The organism is Methylovirgula sp., assembly GCF_037200945.1.
Taxonomy (GTDB): Bacteria; Pseudomonadota; Alphaproteobacteria; order Rhizobiales; family Beijerinckiaceae; genus Methylovirgula.
In genome coordinates, this window is record NZ_JBBCGP010000001.1 from 3,266,508 (window position 1) to 3,283,772 (window position 17,265).

The 17,265-nt window shown below is 61.5% G+C and carries 19 protein-coding genes; 9 read left to right on the plus strand and 10 right to left on the minus strand.

Going from position 1 to position 17,265, the window contains the following annotated elements; translation table 11 throughout:
* Positions 1–29 precede the first annotated feature (29 nt).
* From WDN02_RS15930 to WDN02_RS15955, 6 genes are all read right to left on the minus strand, one after another.
* Complete coding sequence (locus WDN02_RS15930) at positions 30–668, minus strand: Maf-like protein (RefSeq protein WP_337294417.1); 639 nt, start codon at positions 666–668, stop codon at positions 30–32.
* Positions 669–683: 15 nt separating this feature from the next.
* Entirely contained in the window at positions 684–902 is a 219-nt protein-coding gene (gene infA, locus WDN02_RS15935; protein ID WP_337294969.1) for a translation initiation factor IF-1, read from the minus strand.
* 106 nt (positions 903–1,008) lie between these two features.
* Positions 1,009–1,851, minus strand: coding sequence for a phosphatidylcholine/phosphatidylserine synthase (locus WDN02_RS15940; protein ID WP_337294418.1), 843 nt, complete (start codon positions 1,849–1,851; stop codon positions 1,009–1,011).
* Between the two features lie 54 nt (positions 1,852–1,905).
* A complete protein-coding gene (locus WDN02_RS15945; protein WP_337294419.1) occupies positions 1,906–2,604 on the minus strand; it encodes a phosphatidylserine decarboxylase in 699 nt (232 codons plus the stop codon).
* A gap of 12 nt (positions 2,605–2,616) precedes the next feature.
* On the minus strand, positions 2,617–4,590 hold the full coding sequence (locus tag WDN02_RS15950) for an ABC transporter ATP-binding protein/permease (protein ID WP_337294420.1): 1,974 nt from the start codon (positions 4,588–4,590) through the stop codon (positions 2,617–2,619).
* Between the two features lie 135 nt (positions 4,591–4,725).
* A complete protein-coding gene (locus WDN02_RS15955) occupies positions 4,726–5,925 on the minus strand; it encodes a LysM peptidoglycan-binding domain-containing protein (RefSeq protein ID WP_337294421.1) in 1,200 nt (399 codons plus the stop codon).
* A 185-nt stretch (positions 5,926–6,110) separates the two neighbouring features.
* Between WDN02_RS15955 and WDN02_RS15960 the strand changes: the two genes are divergently transcribed.
* The 6 genes from WDN02_RS15960 to WDN02_RS15985 all read left to right on the plus strand — a co-directional run bounded on the left by WDN02_RS15960 (position 6,111) and on the right by WDN02_RS15985 (position 12,216).
* Positions 6,111–6,761, plus strand: a complete 651-nt coding sequence (locus tag WDN02_RS15960; RefSeq protein ID WP_337294422.1) for a TIGR00730 family Rossman fold protein — start codon at positions 6,111–6,113, stop codon at positions 6,759–6,761.
* Complete coding sequence (trmFO, locus tag WDN02_RS15965) at positions 6,758–8,164, plus strand: methylenetetrahydrofolate--tRNA-(uracil(54)-C(5))-methyltransferase (FADH(2)-oxidizing) TrmFO (protein WP_337294423.1); 1,407 nt, start codon at positions 6,758–6,760, stop codon at positions 8,162–8,164. Before WDN02_RS15960 ends, trmFO begins: the two co-directional genes overlap by 4 nt.
* Positions 8,165–8,237: 73 nt before the next feature.
* Positions 8,238–9,371 carry an ABC transporter permease gene (locus tag WDN02_RS15970; protein WP_337294424.1) on the plus strand — a complete coding sequence of 378 codons (1,134 nt, stop codon included), beginning with the start codon at positions 8,238–8,240 and terminating at the stop codon, positions 9,369–9,371.
* A gap of 2 nt (positions 9,372–9,373) precedes the next feature.
* Positions 9,374–10,213 (plus strand): ATP-binding cassette domain-containing protein, encoded by an 840-nt coding sequence (locus tag WDN02_RS15975; protein WP_337294425.1) that lies wholly within the window; start codon positions 9,374–9,376, stop codon positions 10,211–10,213.
* A gap of 13 nt (positions 10,214–10,226) precedes the next feature.
* Positions 10,227–11,279 (plus strand): MlaD family protein, encoded by a 1,053-nt coding sequence (locus tag WDN02_RS15980; protein ID WP_337294426.1) that lies wholly within the window; start codon positions 10,227–10,229, stop codon positions 11,277–11,279.
* A gap of 199 nt (positions 11,280–11,478) precedes the next feature.
* Positions 11,479–12,216, plus strand: a complete 738-nt coding sequence (locus WDN02_RS15985) for a DUF937 domain-containing protein (RefSeq protein WP_337294427.1) — start codon at positions 11,479–11,481, stop codon at positions 12,214–12,216.
* Between the two features lie 43 nt (positions 12,217–12,259).
* Here WDN02_RS15985 and WDN02_RS15990 read toward each other — a convergent pair whose 3' ends face one another.
* Positions 12,260–12,424 (minus strand): Flp family type IVb pilin, encoded by a 165-nt coding sequence (locus tag WDN02_RS15990; protein ID WP_337294428.1) that lies wholly within the window; start codon positions 12,422–12,424, stop codon positions 12,260–12,262.
* A 342-nt stretch (positions 12,425–12,766) separates the two neighbouring features.
* On the opposite strand from WDN02_RS15990, the gene WDN02_RS15995 reads away from it, so the two are divergent.
* The gene (locus WDN02_RS15995; RefSeq protein ID WP_337294429.1) at positions 12,767–14,140 is read left to right on the plus strand and encodes a glutamate--cysteine ligase; all 1,374 of its coding nucleotides are present in this window, start codon (positions 12,767–12,769) and stop codon (positions 14,138–14,140) included.
* On the opposite strand, the gene WDN02_RS16000 is transcribed toward WDN02_RS15995, so the two are convergent.
* The gene (locus WDN02_RS16000; RefSeq protein WP_337294430.1) at positions 14,137–14,460 is read right to left on the minus strand and encodes a porin; all 324 of its coding nucleotides are present in this window, start codon (positions 14,458–14,460) and stop codon (positions 14,137–14,139) included. The genes WDN02_RS15995 and WDN02_RS16000 overlap by 4 nt on opposite strands.
* Positions 14,461–14,615: 155 nt before the next feature.
* Entirely contained in the window at positions 14,616–15,368 is a 753-nt protein-coding gene (locus WDN02_RS16005; protein ID WP_337294431.1) for a 16S rRNA (uracil(1498)-N(3))-methyltransferase, read from the minus strand.
* 100 nt (positions 15,369–15,468) lie between these two features.
* Here WDN02_RS16005 and WDN02_RS16010 point away from each other — a divergent pair, with 100 nt between their 5' ends.
* The gene (locus tag WDN02_RS16010) at positions 15,469–15,933 is read left to right on the plus strand and encodes a hypothetical protein (protein WP_337294432.1); all 465 of its coding nucleotides are present in this window, start codon (positions 15,469–15,471) and stop codon (positions 15,931–15,933) included.
* Positions 15,930–16,877 (plus strand): 4-hydroxybenzoate octaprenyltransferase, encoded by a 948-nt coding sequence (gene ubiA / locus WDN02_RS16015; protein ID WP_337294433.1) that lies wholly within the window; start codon positions 15,930–15,932, stop codon positions 16,875–16,877. The genes WDN02_RS16010 and ubiA overlap by 4 nt, the downstream gene beginning before the upstream one ends.
* An 8-nt stretch (positions 16,878–16,885) precedes the next feature.
* Here the strand turns inward: ubiA and WDN02_RS16020 are convergent, their stop codons facing one another.
* Positions 16,886–17,230 carry a hypothetical protein gene (locus tag WDN02_RS16020; protein WP_337294434.1) on the minus strand — a complete coding sequence of 115 codons (345 nt, stop codon included), beginning with the start codon at positions 17,228–17,230 and terminating at the stop codon, positions 16,886–16,888.
* Between the last annotated feature and the right edge of the window lie 35 nt (positions 17,231–17,265).

The following is a 17,265-nucleotide window of genomic DNA, read 5'->3' on the forward strand; positions in this document are numbered from 1 at the left end:
TAGGATGCCCTCCGAGGGAGACTTCGCGACTAGACGCGATTCAACCAGAAGAAATGCGCCGGGAACCCTTCCCCCGCAAGTAACGACAGCGTCTCGTAAAGCGGCAGACCGACCACGCCCGTATAAGACCCCACGAGCTTTACCACAAAAGCGCCAGCGAGCCCCTGGATCGCATAGCCGCCGGCTTTGCCGCGCCATTCCCCGGAGGCGAGATAGGCCTCGATCTCATCGGTAGAGAAGCGTTTGAAGCGCACGCGCGACTCGACCAGCCGCCGCCGGCGGCCGCCCTTGGGGGTGATGAGCGTCACGCCGGTATAGACACGGTGAATGCGGCCCGAGAGCAGCCGCAGACATTGCGTCGCTTCATCGACGACCTCGCATTTCGGCAGGATGCGGCGCCCGACTGCGACAACTGTATCGGCCGCGACCAGAAAGGCGCCCTCGAGTTCGGGCCGCTGGGCAGCGATCTTTGCTGCGGCCTCCGCCTTTTCGGCCGCAAGTCGCGCGGCGAGAACACGCGGCAACTCGCCACGATTGGGTGTCTCGTCGAGATCGGCGGGAATCAAGGCGTCGGGATCAAGCCCGATCTGCTGCAAGAGTTCGAGCCGGCGCACGGACGCCGAAGCGAGGATCAGCTTGGGCCGCCAGGGTTTGCTCTCGCCGCTCACGGCCGCCGCCCGAATTTACTTGAAACGATAGGTAATGCGACCCTTGGTCAGGTCGTAGGGGGTCATCTCGACGAGGACTTTGTCGCCGGTCAAGACGCGGATGCGGTTCTTACGCATCTTTCCGGCCGTATGGGCAATAATTTCGTGCTCATTCTCGAGTTTGACCCGGAAGGTCGCGTTCGGGAGCAATTCTGTGATTACGCCCGGAAACTCGAGCAATTCTTCTTTCGACATTTGATTCCTTCTGCTGAAGCCGGCCGCCACGGCTTCACGGATATAGGCGGCGTGGACCCTAATCGAGAACGACGGATTTGTGAACTGCTGCGGCAACGTCATCCGCTCAAGTAGCGGCCTTTGTGTCCCGCGCGGCGAAAGCCCGGTATTTCATGACCGCCAGGGGGATGGTCGCGAGATAGACCAGGCTGAGGCAGGCCAGAACTTCCATAGGAAAGCTCGCCAGCAGCAATATCAAAGCTGCAATGGCGAACAGAACGACAATGACATATTCGCGCGGCACGCGGCCGATCTTCTTCGCCGAAAAATGCGGAATCCGGCTCGCCATCAGGAAGGCGATCAGCAGCACATAGGCGATTTCGAACGGCGCCGTTACGTGCGTCGCTGGAAGGCCCAGGAACGAGAAATTAAGATACAGCGGCAAAAGCCCAAGGATCGCGCCGGCGGGAGCCGGCATGCCGGTGAAAAAATTGCCTTCCCAGCTCGCGCGGTCGGGATCATCGAGCGAAACGTTGAAGCGGGCGAGCCGTAGCGCACAGGCGATGGCGAAGACCAGCGCGGCAAACCAGCCGAAGCTTTTGAGCTGATGCAGGTTCCAAAGATAAAGGATCAAGCCGGGCGCGACGCCGAAATCGACAAAATCGGCCAGCGAATCAAGCTCTGCCCCGAAACGGCTCGTGCCGCGCAACGCCCGCGCGATGCGCCCGTCGAGACCGTCTAGAATGGCGGCGATAATCACGACAAGAACCGCGATCTGGAATTGCCCCTCGATGGCAAAACGGATGCCCGTCAGGCCCATCGAAAGGGCCAGCAACGTCACGAGGTTGGGCAGGATGATGCGTAACGGCACCGGCCGAAAACGGCGCCCGCGCACGAGTCCGAGCCGGCGCTCGCCCTGTTCCGGCTCGCGTTCATGCACAGAAAATCGTCGCGGCAAAGGATCGCTCATCGCCGCCTTCATAAAGCAAATTGTGGCACGACGGAAACCTGCTTGATCTCGGCCCTAGGCCAGCTTGAACAGGCGCACCGGCTCATCGGCGTGGAAATCGGCCAGGATGGTCTCGCCCGCAATCGCGGTCGCGCCTTCCGCGACCAGCGCCCGCGCCCCATGCGGCAGATAGACATCGACCCGCGACCCAAAGCGGATCAGGCCGAAACGCTCACCCGCATCGACGCTATCGCCTTGTTCGACGAAGCAAACGATTCGCCGGGCGATGAGGCCGGCAATCTGAACGACGCCAATCCGCCCCGCGGCCGTGTCGATCACGAGGCCGTTGCGCTCGTTGTCCTCGCTGGCCTTGTCGAGATCCGCGTTGAGAAAGATACCCGGCCGGTAAGCGATCTTGGCGACGCGGCCCGCCATCGGCGCGCGATTCACATGCACATTGAAGACCGACATAAAAATCGAGATGCGCGGCAAGGGGTCGGCGCCGAGGCCCAATTCGGGTGGCGGCGCGGCGAGACCCACGGCGGAAACCTTGCCATCCGCCGGCGAAATGACGAGATCGCTCGCCTGCGGCGTCACCCGCACCGGATCGCGGAAGAAAAGCGCGCACCAGATCGTCAGCAGCAAGCCGATCCAGAACAGCGGATCGAAGATCCAGCCTGCAATGAGCGTAATCACCACGAAAATCGCGATGAAAATATAGCCTTCCGGGTGGATCGGCGGAATTTGCTTACGGATGGAGTCGATGACGCTCATGGCTGCAAGGCTTTATCCCAATGCGATGTCGGCGTCATCTTCGACGTAAGAGCGAGCAGCAGGCTCGGCTGTATCATCCTCTACCGGGCGCGTGACACCCTGCTCTTCCGCGGCAGCCCGACGCAAGACTTCCTCGGCGCGACGCACCTCGTTCTGCCGGTTCCACATGGCGGCATAGATGCCATTTTTTTCGAGCAGCACCGTGTGCGATCCGCGCTCGACGATTCGCCCCTGATCGAGAACGAGGATTTGATCGGCATTGACGACGGTGGAGAGTCGATGCGCGATGACAAGCGTGGTGCGGCCGCGCGAAACGCGATCGAGCGCATCCTGGATTTCACCCTCGGTGAAGCTGTCGAGCGCCGAGGTCGCCTCATCGAGCACGAGGATCGGCGGCGCTTTCAGAATCGTCCGGGCAATGGCGACGCGCTGTTTCTCGCCGCCGGAAAGTTTCAGACCCCGCTCGCCAACCTGCGCCTGATAGCCGCTCGGCAGGCTCTCGATGAACCGATCGATCTGGGCAAGACGCGCTGCCTCGCGCATGTCGGCATCGCTGGCGTCGGCGCGCCCGTAGCGAATATTGTAGGCGATCGTATCATTGAAGAGCACGGTATCCTGCGGCACCATGCCGATCACGGCGCGCAGCGATTTCTGCGTCACGTTGTCGATATTCTGGCCATCGATCGTGATCGCGCCCGACGAGGGCTCATAAAAGCGGAAGATCAGCCGCGAGAGCGTCGATTTGCCGGCGCCGGAGGAACCGACAATGGCAACGGTCTTGCCCGCTGGAACCTCGAAGCTCACGCCTTTCAATATCTCGCGCTCGGGATCATAACTGAAACGCACATTGTCGAAGCGGACGTCGCCGCCGGAGACGACAAGCGGCTTCGCGCCCGGCTTGTCGGCGATATCGGGATATTCCCCGAGAATACCGAACATCATTTCGAGATCGATCGTCGCCTGCCGAATGTCGCGATAGATTGAGCCGAGGAAATTCAGCGGCTGGTAAAGCTGGATCATCATCGCGTTGATCAGCACGAAATCGCCGACGCTGTTGTGTCCGGCACGAACGCCCATGATGCTCATCGCCATGACAACGGTAAGGCCGAGAGAAAAGATCAACGCCTGACCGAAATTGAGAAAGGTCAGCGAGGTGTAGGACTTGACACTGTTTGCTTCATAGCGCGCCATCGATTTGTCGTAGCGCGTCGCCTCACGACCTTCGGCGCCGAAATATTTGACCGTCTCGTAATTCAGCAGCGAATCGAGTGCCTTGCTGTTGGCGTCGACATCGCTCTCATTCATCGTCCGGCGAATGCCGATCCGCCAATTGGTGGCGACGAGCGTGAAGGCAGTATAGGCCGCGATCATCACAGCGACCGCGGCGGTGTAGCGCCAGTCGAATTGGAAGAAGACGACAGCGAGAATCAGCAAGAATTCGACGGCCGTTGGCGCCGCGACGAGGACGACGGTGCGCACGATTGTTTCAATCGCGTCGCGCCCACGTTCGAGGATGCGCGTCAGGCCGCCGATGCGCCGCTGCAAATGAAAGCGCAGCGACAGAAGATGCAAATGGATGAAGACGTCATTGGCGAGGCGCCGCACGGCGTGCATCGCGACATCAGCAAAGATCCCGTCGCGCGCCTGCGTGAGGGCGGCCATGATGATGCGCATCAAGCCGTAAAGCAGAGTCAAAGCCAGCGGCCCGACCACCCAGCCGAGAATGTGATGCGTCAGGTGATGGCCGGAGAGTTCGTCGGTCGCCCATTTGAACGCATAGGGAACGGCAACCGTGACGAGCTTGCCCACGATGAGCAGCACGAAGGTCGCGTACATCCGCATTTGCAGATCGCGCCGGCCACTCGGCCAGACATAGGGCCAGAGTTTCCTCCAAACCTCTGAGATGCCGGTCACGCTGGCCGCGAGATTTGCGGACCACGAATGTTTGACGGGCGCGGAGGACGATATCGGATTGGTTTGCAGCATATTTCTCTTTGAACGACAGATCGGCGCGGGTGATCACTAGCGCCCGGCAGCGGCGCTGGCTTTCATATAGGCGCACCCGTGCAAATCCCTAGTCGCCCGCCCAGATGCCGCGGACGCCCTCGGGCTGAAGCCGTTTCAGGGCTGCGGCGGCACCACGAAAACCTGACCGGGATAGATCAGATTCGGATCGCGAATTTGCGACGCATTGGCCTCATAGATCAACGTATAGCGGACGCCATGACCGAGGATTTTCCGGCTGATCCGCCAGAGGCTGTCGCCGTGAATGACTGTGGCCGTTCCGAGGGTCGGCACAACGGCATCGTTCAAGGTTGAAGCGGCCGGCGGCACCTCAGCCCGCTGCTGCATCGACCCCGGCGCGGACATGGCGGGCGTCGGTTCGGCATCGGATTGCGTCACCCCGCTATGCGGTTGGGTCGGTGCCGCCGAGGCCGTGAGAAGCGGCACGTCGAAGCCGACCTCGGCGCGGGCGCTAACCTTTTGCGCCCCGTCCAGAGCATCGGCGCGCAATATATAATGGCCCGGCGAGAGACCGCGCTTCACCGTCAGCGACCAATGGTCGTCAGCCGCGGCGGCGAGATCGGCAATGTGGGTGCCGTTGAGATAAATGCGCAAATGCTCGCCGGGCGGTGTCGCCGTGCCGGTGGCGTAGAAGCCGTCCTTATCGACTTCGGCCGTTTTAAAACTGACCGAGGGCGTCTGCAGAGCGCCGGGCACAGGCGGTGCCATCGGTTTCTCCAGTGCGGACGTGTCGGCGAGGATTCGCGTCGGCTTGCCGGGTTCTGCCACGGCGACGACCAGGTTTTTCTGGCCACGGGCCGGCACGGATACGGTCACGACCTGAACGGACACTTCGGCGGGTTTGCCGGGCCGCTCGGTCCGCAATGTCAGATTATAATTCCCCGGCGCCAGTTGCGTCGGGATGATAACGAAATTGCCAGCGCCGTCCGAGGCTTCGTTAGCGATCGGCTTGCCGTTGGCGAGCAGCGCGACCTGCGCACCGGGCGCGCCATGACCCGCGACCACTGTGTCGCCCGAAGGTTCGACACGGACCGTGTCAAACTGCGGCAAGGTCGGCGCGAGGTCCGCCGCGGGCGGTGGCACCGGCGCTTCCGGCACCGCCGGCTCGACTTTTGCGGTTTGCTGCGGCGGCGGTGTCGCGGGAACCCGCGGCTCAGGCTTCGCGGGGTTGACGGCCGCGAACGAAAGCGCGCGCGGCGCTGGCGCATTCGCCCGATATTCGTGCCAAACGAGGCCAGCACCGACGGCGACCACGGCGGCACCGAGCCCAAGGGCTGCAATTTGTGGTGGCCTCATCGGCGCGTCCTCCTCGCGGACTTACTTATCCGTCGTTTGGTTCTCAGTTTCATTTAACTGCATTATTTGAATAGTGAAGCGGAATCATAGAGGTCGCGAGGCGTCGTCCCCCGTGTCTTGCGGCGCGACATCACATTTTCCCGGAATTTCTTGACCCTTTTGGGCGCGGGCGCGACAAGCGCGCCATGACAGCAACAATCGATTTTCAGGATTCGCCCCTCGCCGCCCCAGGTAACGGTCTCATCCGCAATGTCTGCGTCTATTGCGGTTCGGGGCAAGGGACAACGCCTATTCATGTCGAGGCTGCGACTGCCTTCGGGCGCGTCCTCGCTGGCGCGGGCATTGGCCTCGTGTACGGTGGCGGCAACACCGGGCTGATGGGCGCGGTCGCGCGCGCCGTTCTCGCCGAAGGCGGCCATGTCACCGGCATCATCCCGCAATTCCTATCGGATCGCGAAGTTGCGCTAGAAGCCGCGCAAAGACTGATCGTTGTGCCGGACATGCATACACGCAAACGGCTGATGTTCGAGAAGGCCGACGCTTTCGTCGCGCTGCCGGGCGGCATCGGCACGCTGGAGGAATTGGTCGAGCAATTGACATGGGTACAGCTCGAACGCCACACCAAGCCCGTGCTCATCGCCGATATCGGTGGTTTCTGGCGGCCGCTGCTCGACGTTTTCGCCCATATGCGGACGCAAGGCTTTATCCAGGCGAAATTCGAAGTGCGCTATCTCGTGGCCGAAGCGGTCGACGACATCCTGCCGATGCTCGAAACCGCGGCTGAACGCACGGCCAAACTCGGCCTCACGAAAACCGATATCGATCCGCGCCTGTGAGCCGGCCGGTCCACATCATTGGCGCGGGACTCGCAGGCTCGGAAGCCGCTTGGCAGATCGCGCGTCATGGCCTGCCTGTCGTCTTGCACGAAATGCGTCCCGTCCGCATGACGGGAGCGCATCAGACCAGCGATTTTGCCGAACTCGTCTGTTCTAATTCGTTCCGCGCCGACGATCCGCAGACGAGCGCCATCGGTATCCTACATCGCGAGATGCGGCGGCTCGATTCGATCATCCTCGCCGCCGCCGATGCGCATAAAGTGCCCGCCGGCGGCGCGCTTGCGGTTGATCGCGAGAGCTTCGCGCAACACGTCACGCGGCGCCTTGCATCCGAACCCAACATCACGATTGTCCGTGACGAGATCGCAGGCCTGCCCCCGGCGGATTGGGATCAAGTCATCATCGCCACCGGCCCCCTCACCTCGCCGGCTCTCGGCGAAGCAATTCGCACGTTGACGGGTGAAGCCGATCTAGCCTTTTTCGACGCGATCGCACCCATCGTCTCGCGCGAAACGGTCGACATGGACAAGGCATGGTTCCAATCGCGCTATGACCGCGTCGGACCGGAAGGCGACGGCGCCGACTACATCAATTGCCCGCTCACGCGCGAGCAATACGAGGCTTTCATCGACGGTCTGCTGACCGGCGAAAAGGTCGCGTTCAAGGACTTCGAGGATACGCCCTATTTCGACGGCTGCCTGCCCATCGAAGTGATGGCCGAGCGGGGCCGCGAGACACTGCGTCATGGGCCAATGAAGCCATTCGGCCTCACCAATCCGCATGAGCCGGATAAGAAGGCTTACGCCGTCGTGCAATTGCGCCAGGACAACAAGCTCGGCACGTTGTTCAATATGGTCGGCTTCCAGACCAAGCTGAAACATGCCGCGCAGGTCGCCGTCTTCCGCACCATTCCCGGTCTCGAAAACGCGAATTTCGTCCGGCTCGGCGGCCTGCATCGCAACGTGTTCCTCAATTCGCCGAAAGTGCTCGACGCGAAGCTGCGTTTGAAGGCCGAACCCCGGCTGCGTTTTGCTGGCCAGATCACAGGTTGCGAGGGCTATGTGGAAAGCGCCGCGATCGGCCTTCTTGCCGGACGGCTTGCGGCAGCCGAACGCCTCGGCGTCGAACTCGAATCGCCACCGCCGACCACCGCGCTCGGCGCGCTGGTCAATCACATCACCGGCGGCCATATCGCCGTGATCGACGCCGGCCGCGCCTCGTTTCAGCCGATGAATGTCAATTTCGGGCTCTTTCCGCCTTTGGACGCCGCGTTGAAGGCCGAGGACGGCAAACGTCTGCGCGGTACGGATAAAGCCGCCGCGAAGAAACGCGCGTTAAGCGCACGCGCAATGGCAGATCTCGATGTCTGGGCCGGGGCTGCGGCACAAAGCGCCGCAGAATAACTTTGCCTCGACTTTGCCGCGATGTCGGCTTTTAACGAGAGCATATCAGCACCCTCTCCGGCCCGTCGGGCAGATGCCGCAAATCCCGGATTTTTCAAGCACCTGGAGCAACGATGCCCTGTACTTCCGTTTCGCCGGAAGCTGGACAATCGATGCTGCACGCAGACTTCAGGAGCGCGTCGAGACGCTGATCGCGAGCGCGCATGGTGCAACACAAGCGATCTTCGACCTCGGCGAGATAGAGCGCCTCGATACCTCCGGCGCTTTTCTGATCGACCGCACACGGCAGGATTTGAATGGCCGCGGTGTTGCGACGCGGCTCGAACGCGTGCGGCCGGAATTCGAAATCCTGCTCACGGAGGCGCGGTATCGGGCCTTCCCGGACTTGCCACAGCCGCACAAAAATATCGCGTTCGAGATCGCCGCGGATGTCGGCGAAAGCCTCGTCACCACCGGCCGCGATCTTTTCAACGCGGTCTCGTTTCTCGGCGAAGTGGTGGCGAGCCTCGGCCGACTCGTTCTGCAGCCGTCGCGCTTCCGCGGCCCGTCCGTCGTCTTCCATTTCGAGAATTTCGCCTTCCGCAGCCTGCCCATCATCGCGCTAATCAATTTTCTCGTCGGCGGCATCGTCGCGCAACGCGGCATTTATTTGTTGCAAAGGTTCGGCGCACCGACTTACGCGATCGATCTCGTCGGCATGCTGACGCTGCGCGAACTCGGTGTCTTGCTGACATCGATCATGATCGCCGGACGCTCAGGCTCCGCGATTACCGCCGAAATCGGCGCGATGAAAATGCGCGAGGAAATCGACGCGCTGCATGTGATGGGCCTGCGGCCGATCGAAGTTCTTGTCGTGCCGCGGCTGATCGCGCTCGTCCTGGCGTTGCCTGCGCTCACCATCGCCGCCAACACGGCCGCGCTCTTTGGCGGCCTGCTCGTCGCATGGGCCTACGGCGGCATTACGCCGGAGAATTTTCTCACGCATTTGCAGAACGCCGTTGATACCAGCGATTTCTGGGTCGGCGTCATCAAGGCGCCGTTCATGGCGCTCGTCATCGGCCTGATCGCCGCGACCGAAGGTTTCAATGTCGCGGGTTCAGCGGAATCGCTCGGCCACCAGGTGACGGCTTCCGTCGTCAAAGCGATCTTCATGGTCATCGTCGTCGATGGAATCTTCTCCATCTTCTTCAGCTCGATCCGGTTCTAGCGATGATCGAAGCCCCGCTCCTTAATGCCGCGCCGCCCGGAGATACGACGCCCCTCGCGATCAAGGTGCGCGATCTGAGCGTCTCCTTCGGCGATAAAATCATCCTCGATGGGCTCGATCTCGACGTGCGCCGTGGCGAAGTCATGGGCTTCGTCGGCGGCTCCGGCATGGGCAAATCGGTGCTGACGCGCACCATCCTGGGCCTGACACCCAAACAGCGCGGCACGATCGAAGTCTTCGGCTCTAACCTCGACACACTCGATTTCGCCGCGCGCAAACGGGTCGAGCGCCGTTTCGGTGTGATGTTTCAGATGGGCGCGCTCTTCTCGGGTCTGACGGTGAAGCAAAACGTGCAAGTGCCGCTGCGCGAGCATCTACGCTTGACCGGACGGCTCGCCGACGAACTTGCGATGCTGAAGATCGAACTCGTCGGCCTGCAGCCCGATGCGGCGGACAAATATCCGGCCGAATTGTCCGGCGGCATGATCAAACGTGCCGCCCTCGCCCGCGCTTTGGCGCTCGATCCGGAACTCGTCTTTCTCGACGAGCCCACTTCGGGGCTCGATCCCATCGGTGCCGCCGAATTCGACGAATTGATCGCCACGTTGCAGAAGACGCTCGGACTGACAGTCTTCATGGTGACGCACGACCTCGACAGCCTTTTCGCGGCCTGCGATCGCGTGGCCGCCCTAGCCGATGGGAAGGTCATCGCGACCGGGCCGATCGGCACTATGCTGGCCTCGGAGCATCCGTGGCTGCGCAATTATTTCCACGGCAAACGCGCGCGCCAGGCGGACGCGGCCTCCCGGCCGCAGGCGCGCGCGACGCCACCGGTACGATAAACGACGAGGACATATGGAAACCAGGGCCCATTACGCGCTGATCGGCGCCTTCGCGCTCGCCGTGATCGCTGTCGGCTTTTTCTCCATCTTCTGGCTTTCCGGAGGCGGCACAAGGCCAGAAGGCACGCACACTTACAAAGTGATCTTCGCCGGCTCGATCGCAGGCCTCGGCCGGGGCAGCTTCGTGCTGTTCAATGGCGTGCGTGTTGGCGAAGTCACCGAGATCAATCTCATGCCGCAGGATCCAGCGCATGTTTACGCGTTGATCAGCGTCGACTCACGCGTGCCCATGCGCGCGGATACCAAGGCACAGCTCGAATCAAGCGGCTTCACCGGCGTGCAATCGGTGGCGCTCTCCGGCGGCAACATCAGCGCGCCGATCCTGCCGAAGCCGGCCGACGGCGGCCCGCCAGTCATCATCGCTGAACACTCGAATTTTCAAGACTTGCTGGAGGCGGCGCATTCGATCACCGGCCAGGCCTCCGATCTCTTGACCAAGGCGAACAAGCTGCTCGACGACGACGCGCCGCCCTTGAATGCATCAATCAAGAACATACAAAAGTTTTCCGACGCCCTCGCTGCAAATTCGGACGGCGTGAAGCAATTCCTTTCGGCGATGACGGAGGTCGGCAAGCAAATCGGACCTCTCTCGACGAAGCTCTCGACCTTGGCAGACGACACCGATCATGTCGTGAAAGCAGTCGATCCGGCGCAAGTGAAGTCGATGATCAAGGATCTCTCGGAACTCTCCGCCAAACTCAATAAGGCTGCCGATCAGGTCGATACTGTGCTGACCAGCCTCGGCGGCTTCTTCAAGACGACCGATTCAAAGGGCGCGTTCCAGGAGATCGCGGGCGCAGCCAAATCGATCCATATCCTCGCCGACCATCTCGATGAGCGGACGAAGGAGCTGACCGCCAATCTCAATCATTTCAGCAGTACCGGATTGCGCCAATACGAAGGGCTTGCCGTCGACGGGCGTCAGACGCTGCAAGACCTCGACAAGGTCATCAAATCCGTTCAGGAAAATCCGCAGCAATTCATCTTCGGTAAGAAAGCGCATTAGGCCGCCATCTCGAAAGCGGCGTAAGATCAATGTCATAACAGACTGGTAGGGCGTCCTCGCGCAATGTTGCGGGTTGCCGGGACAATGGCCAGGGGTCGCCTCTCGCAAATTCGCCTTCAACCACGTAGGATTACCGCGCGTGATACGGGCGCCGGTGCAGCGACGGCAACAATGCGGCCGGCAGCGAGGAGATTTGTGCATGTTCAACCTAAATGACATTCTGCAAAGTGCGCAGGGTGGCGAAGCCATCAATAATATTGCGCAGCGGTTCGGCCTTTCACAGGAACAGGCGCAAGCCGCCGTTCAGGCTCTCATTCCTGCGCTCTCAGCTGGTTTGACGAAAGCCGCTGCGAACCCCGGCACGCTCGGCTCGGTCATTTCGGCGGTCAACGACAGCACGCACCAGGCCTCGTTCAACGACCCCAACGCCGCGCAATCGCCCGCAGCGACGCAGAAGAGCAGCGATACGCTGTCGCAAATTCTCGGCTCAAATCATATAATTCAGCAGATCGTTCAACGTGCATCGGCCCTGACCGGAATCCGGCCCGACATCCTGATGCAGATGCTCCCGGTCGTCGCCTCGGTCGTCATTGGCGGCCTCGCAACCTCGCTCAAAAATCAAGGCCTCGGCGGCATGCTGGGCCAGCTCGCCACGGCGGCCGAACAAGGCAACCTCGGTTCGGTGCTCGGCGGCGCGGCCGGTACAACGGCCGGCAGCTCCGGCGGCGGCCTGATCAGCATATTGACGAATTTGCTCGGCGGCCTCTTCGGCGGCCAGTCTTCCGGCTCGGGCGCCAGCAGCACCACGGGGAATTCATCTCTCGGCGGGGCGCTTACTTCGCTGACCAATATGTTCCAGACCGGCAATCTGCCGTCGAACATTTCGCAATCCGGCTTGCAGGACGAAATCGGTAAAATTCTCGGCGGCAGCCGCTAGCCGCAGAAGCACACGCGTTCTCGCGGGTCGGCCCGCGAGGACGTCAGCTCAAATTCGAAGACAGCGGGCCATAAAACTTGGTTTGCAGGGCGAGGCCGACGGCGCGCGCGCCCGCAACGAGGGCGACCGAAATCACACACGCGATCATGGCATATTCGATCGAGGTGGCGCCGCGATTGTCCAGGGCAAAACGCCGAATAAGGCTCATAACAATCTCCTTGCCGCTCGATAGCATACCGGCGATGGAGGAACTCTTAAGCAGCCCAGCAAAACTTTGCCCTACCCGCAAACAGTAAACTAGCCTTGAGCGATTGGCCGAGATTGACGCGCGTCTCTTGCGAAGTAGGCGTGGCTGCGCTTATTAGGCGACTTCGGCGATCTGGTTTCGCCGAGGCCAGAGAACCGGCCGTTCGCCCTAAAGTGCATTCTGAGAGATATGTGCGAGCAAACTGAAATATCTGCGGAAATGGCGCAACTAGCCCGTCATAAAGCCTCCGTGCATTAGCTCTCTCGCCGTCTTTCCCGCACAAGAGATCAACGAAAGCTTTTTATGGCCCGCGACGTTTCCGACTCGACGCCCGTTACGTCGCGTGACCAGCTCGTAGCGTGGTCCGAAGCCGGCGCGAAGCCGCTGGACCAATTCCGCATCGGCACCGAGCACGAGAAGCTGCCATTTTATCGCGCCGACCTGCGCCCGGTGCCTTATGCCGGGCGCGCCAGCCAGGGCGGCATCCGCGCTTTGCTCGACGGAATGCAGAATGCGCTTGGGTGGGAGCCGATCATCGAAGGCGGCAACAGCATAGGTCTTTACGATGGGGCGGGCAGCGCGATCTCGCTTGAACCCGGCGGCCAATTTGAACTTTCCGGCGCACCGCTTGCGAGCGCGCACGAGACGAAAGCGGAACTTGATCGCCATTTTCAGACTCTGAAGACGGTCGCCGAGCCGCTTGGCATCGAATTTCTCGACCTTGGCATGAGCCCCAAATGGACGCGTCATGAGACGCCGATCATGCCGAAGCAGCGCTATCAGATTATGGCGCGCTACATGCCGACGGTCGGCACGCATGGGCTCGACATGATGTTTCGCACCTGCACGGTGCAGACCAATTTCGATTATGCGAGCGAAGCCGACATGGTGAAAAAGCTGCGCGTGTCGCTCGCGCTGCAACCGCTGATCACCGCGCTTTTCGCCAATTCGCCTTTCACCGACGGCAAGCTCAACGGCTATCTCTCTATGCGCTCGGAGATCTGGCGCCACACCGATGCCGCGCGCACCGGCATGTTGCCGTTCGCGTTTGAGCCGGGAATGGGTTTCGAACGCTACGTGGATTACGCGCTCGATGTGCCGATGTATTTCGTCAAGCGCGGCGATCATTATCATGATGTCGCCGGTGCGAGTTTTCGCGATCTCCTCGCCGGCCGGCTCGCGGCACTTCCCGGCGAACGGGCAATCTTGTCCGATTGGGCCAACCACCTGTCGACGATTTTCCCGGAGGTGCGGCTGAAGCGCTATCTTGAGATCCGCGGTGCCGATGCCGGTCCCATGCCGTTTCTCTGCGCGCTGCCCGCGCTTTGTTTTGGATTGTTTTATGACACGTCGGCGCTGGATGGCGCCTGGGACATCGTCAAGAACTGGGATGACGAAGCGCGCGAGACTTTGCGGGCCGAGGCACCGCGTCTGGGTCTCGGCGCCAAGATCGGCAATCGTCTATTGCGGGACATCGCGCGCGACGTCTTGGCTCTCGCCAGGCAGGGGCTCATACACCGCGCCCAACGCGATGCGATGCAAAACGACGAAACGATGTTTCTTGAACCGCTTGAAGCTGTCGTTGCGGGGAAAAGCCAAGCCGAAAATTTGATCCACCATTTCAAGACAAAGTGGAACGGCAGCGTCGATCCTGCTTTCAGCGAATGTGTATTTTAGCGATACGATTCGTCGTTCGTATCGACGCGCATATGGCGTAGGCCGCCGTCGTTATCGAAGCCTTCGCTGCGCAATGTTGCAGATGTCGCGTTTGCGTGCAGGCTGCCTGTCTCGAAAGGGTCAGCTTCGGCCGAGGGCGAAAACTGCACGCGCATATGCCCGCCGATTCTGACGCAGGTATGCGTCCCTTCCACCAGAGCAAAATTAGGCCCGTACGCGGCGCAAGTGCCGAGCGCGAAGCTCGACGGGGTGAAGGCAAGAAACAGCAGACTCGAAACGCAACAGACAGGACCGATACGGAAGTGCGATCCGAGAGACATGAACAGTCCTATCTTTGAATTGCCGAGGGAGCTGCCGCGGCAATTTTCCGGCCCTAGTGATCACGACCACCGGGACGTTCGTTTCATTCGACGACGCAATGGTTAAGAATGGTTTGAGGCAATATCGTGGACGCGCCGCCGCAAATGTTTGGCTTTCAAGCACCATCGCGCCAATCGCCCCAAACCGCCTGAACCAGGGTCAGCGCCGCGACGGCCGCCGTATCGGCCCGCAAGATGCGCGGGCCGAGTGAGATTCGAGCCACCTGCGGTAGCAAGAGGAGCGCGGCGCGCTCTGTGTCATCGAATCCGCCTTCGGGACCGATCAACACGGACAAAGCCGTCGGCCGAGGGCATGCCGACAAGGCTGCGACGGGGTCTTGAACGTCCGCCCCTTCGTCGCAAAAAACGAGCATTCGCTCCGCCGGCCATGCGGCGAGGAGTGCCGCAAGTTTCACCGGCGCGACGACGTCAGGGACTGCCAGAATGCCGCATTGCTCGGCCGCTTCCACGACATTGGCGCGCATTCGCTCGATGTTAAGCCGCTCGCCCTGGGTACGCTGGGTCAGGACCGGTTGAAGAACACCAGCACCCATCTCGACCGCCTTTTGCACCATATAATCGAGCCGGGCATGTTTGAGCGGCGCGAACAGGTAATGCAGATCATGGGGCGCCTCTTGCGGCCGCACCTGGGCTCGCACATCGAGGGCCGTCTGCTTCTTGGCGGCAGGGGCCAGAGCCGCCCGCCACTCGCCATCGCGCCCATTGAAAACCAGCAGTTCCGCGCCATCGGAAAGACGTAATACGTTGCGCAAATAATGCGCCGCCGGCTGCGGAAGATTTATCCGCGCCCCGGTCTGAAGCGGCGCCTCGACGAAAAGCCGGTGTGTGGTGAAGTCGTAGCGTGCCATTCTCTCCCTTTCCGCCGGGCGCTTGCCCCCCGCAAGGGATTTTTGCTATGAGACCAACACGTTACAGTCAAAACGAATTTGCGGGACGAGCGCCATGCTGATGCAGCTTCTTCCAACCCGCGGCGCGGCAGCGGCCGTGGGTTTAGCACTTCTGGCCCTCTCATGGGGAGCGCCGGTCACAACTTTCCTTGGCCTGAGCCGGCCGGCGCACGCCGCAGAATGCAGCGAGGATATCGGCAACCTGTCGAAACGGCGCATGGATATCATTCAATCCTTGAACAAGATCGCCCATTCGTCCGCCAAGGGCCAGCTCGATCCGGCCCTCTCCTGCCCCAAACTGCGCGAGCTTGCGGTCGCGGAAAAGGCGATGCTCGACTACCTCGCCAAGAACAAGGACTGGTGCATGATCCCCGACGACGCGATCTCGAACCTCGACAAAAGTTACAAACATTCGACCGAGATTGCCGGCAAGGCCTGCGCCTTCGCGGCTCAGGAAAAGAAAGCGCAGCAGGCGGGCAGTGATTCCGCCCTCGGTGGCCAGAAATTGCCTTCCGGACCTCTATGAATTCTCCGCTCGGCGCAGGCCTTCCAGACGCCGGGCGTCCGACGCTGCTGCGGCACGCGCCTTATACCTGGCAGCCATATATCCAGCTCGCGCGGCTCGACCGGCCGATCGGCTGGTGGCTTTTATTGCTGCCATGCTGGTGGGCCTCGCTGCTCGCCAGCGTCGTGCGGCACAGTCCGCCCAACCTCTGGCATCTTGCGCTGTTCCTGATCGGCGCGGTCGCCATGCGCGGCGTGGGCACGACCTATAACGATTTCATTGACCGCGATATCGACGCCAAGGTCGAGCGCACCCGCAACCGGCCGCTCGCCTCAAGCCGCGTAAGTCCGCAAGCGGCCATCGGCTTTCTTGCGGCGCTGATACTTGTCGGTCTCGCGGTTCTGGTCTGCTTCAATCGTTTCACCCTCCTGCTCGCGCCCGCCTCGCTCGTAATCGTCGCGATCTATCCGCTGATGAAACGTATCACGTTCTGGCCACAGGCCGTGCTGGGGCTTGCCTTCGCGTTCGGTGCACTGGTCGGCTGGGCGGCGGAAATGGGCAGCCTCGCGTGGCCGCCCGTTCTGCTTTACCTCGGTGGCATTTGCTGGACGATCGGCTACGACACGATCTACGCGCTGCAGGACATCGAGGACGATCTCGTCGCCGGGGTGAAATCGACGGCGCTGCGATTCGGCGCCCACGTGCGCGAAGGCGTCGGCGCGTTTTATGTGCTCGCCTTCGGGTTCATCGGCGCGGCACTCTTTGCGGCTGGCGCGGCACACGGCTTCGGCCTGCTCGGCTGGCTCTGTCTCGGCGCGCATTTCATCTGGCAGATCGCGCGACTCGAGCCCGCTGACGGCAATCTCGCGCTAAGACTCTTCCGCTCCAATCGCGACGCAGGATTGATCTTCGCCGCCGGCCTCGCCGCGCAAGCCATTCTGCAAATCACCAGTTCTGCGGGCTGACGCCCCGTCTACTCGCGACAGGTAATAATGAAGGAATTCGGGTCGAGCTTGACCGGCTTCAGGCTCCGCGTCGCGCTTGTCACATCAGACGCCGGGCCGAAGGCGATTGGTTCCGACATCCCGTGCGCTTCGCACCAGGCCGAGGCAACGACTTGTCCGCAGGTCTTGTCCTTGCCAAGGCAGTCTTCAGTGCCGTAGCCATCGTCGGCGGGAATGACAAAAGTCTCGCTGGCGAGGGCTTGTTTATCCTGTGCGCGTGCTTCGGTCCGCATCGCCGCCAGCGCGATCAGGCCAGCTAAAATCGATAGACCGAGCGGCACGAGCCGCCGGTAATCGCGCACGATAAACGTCATCACGCCCCCCAAACGCCCTGAGCGCATGATCGGCA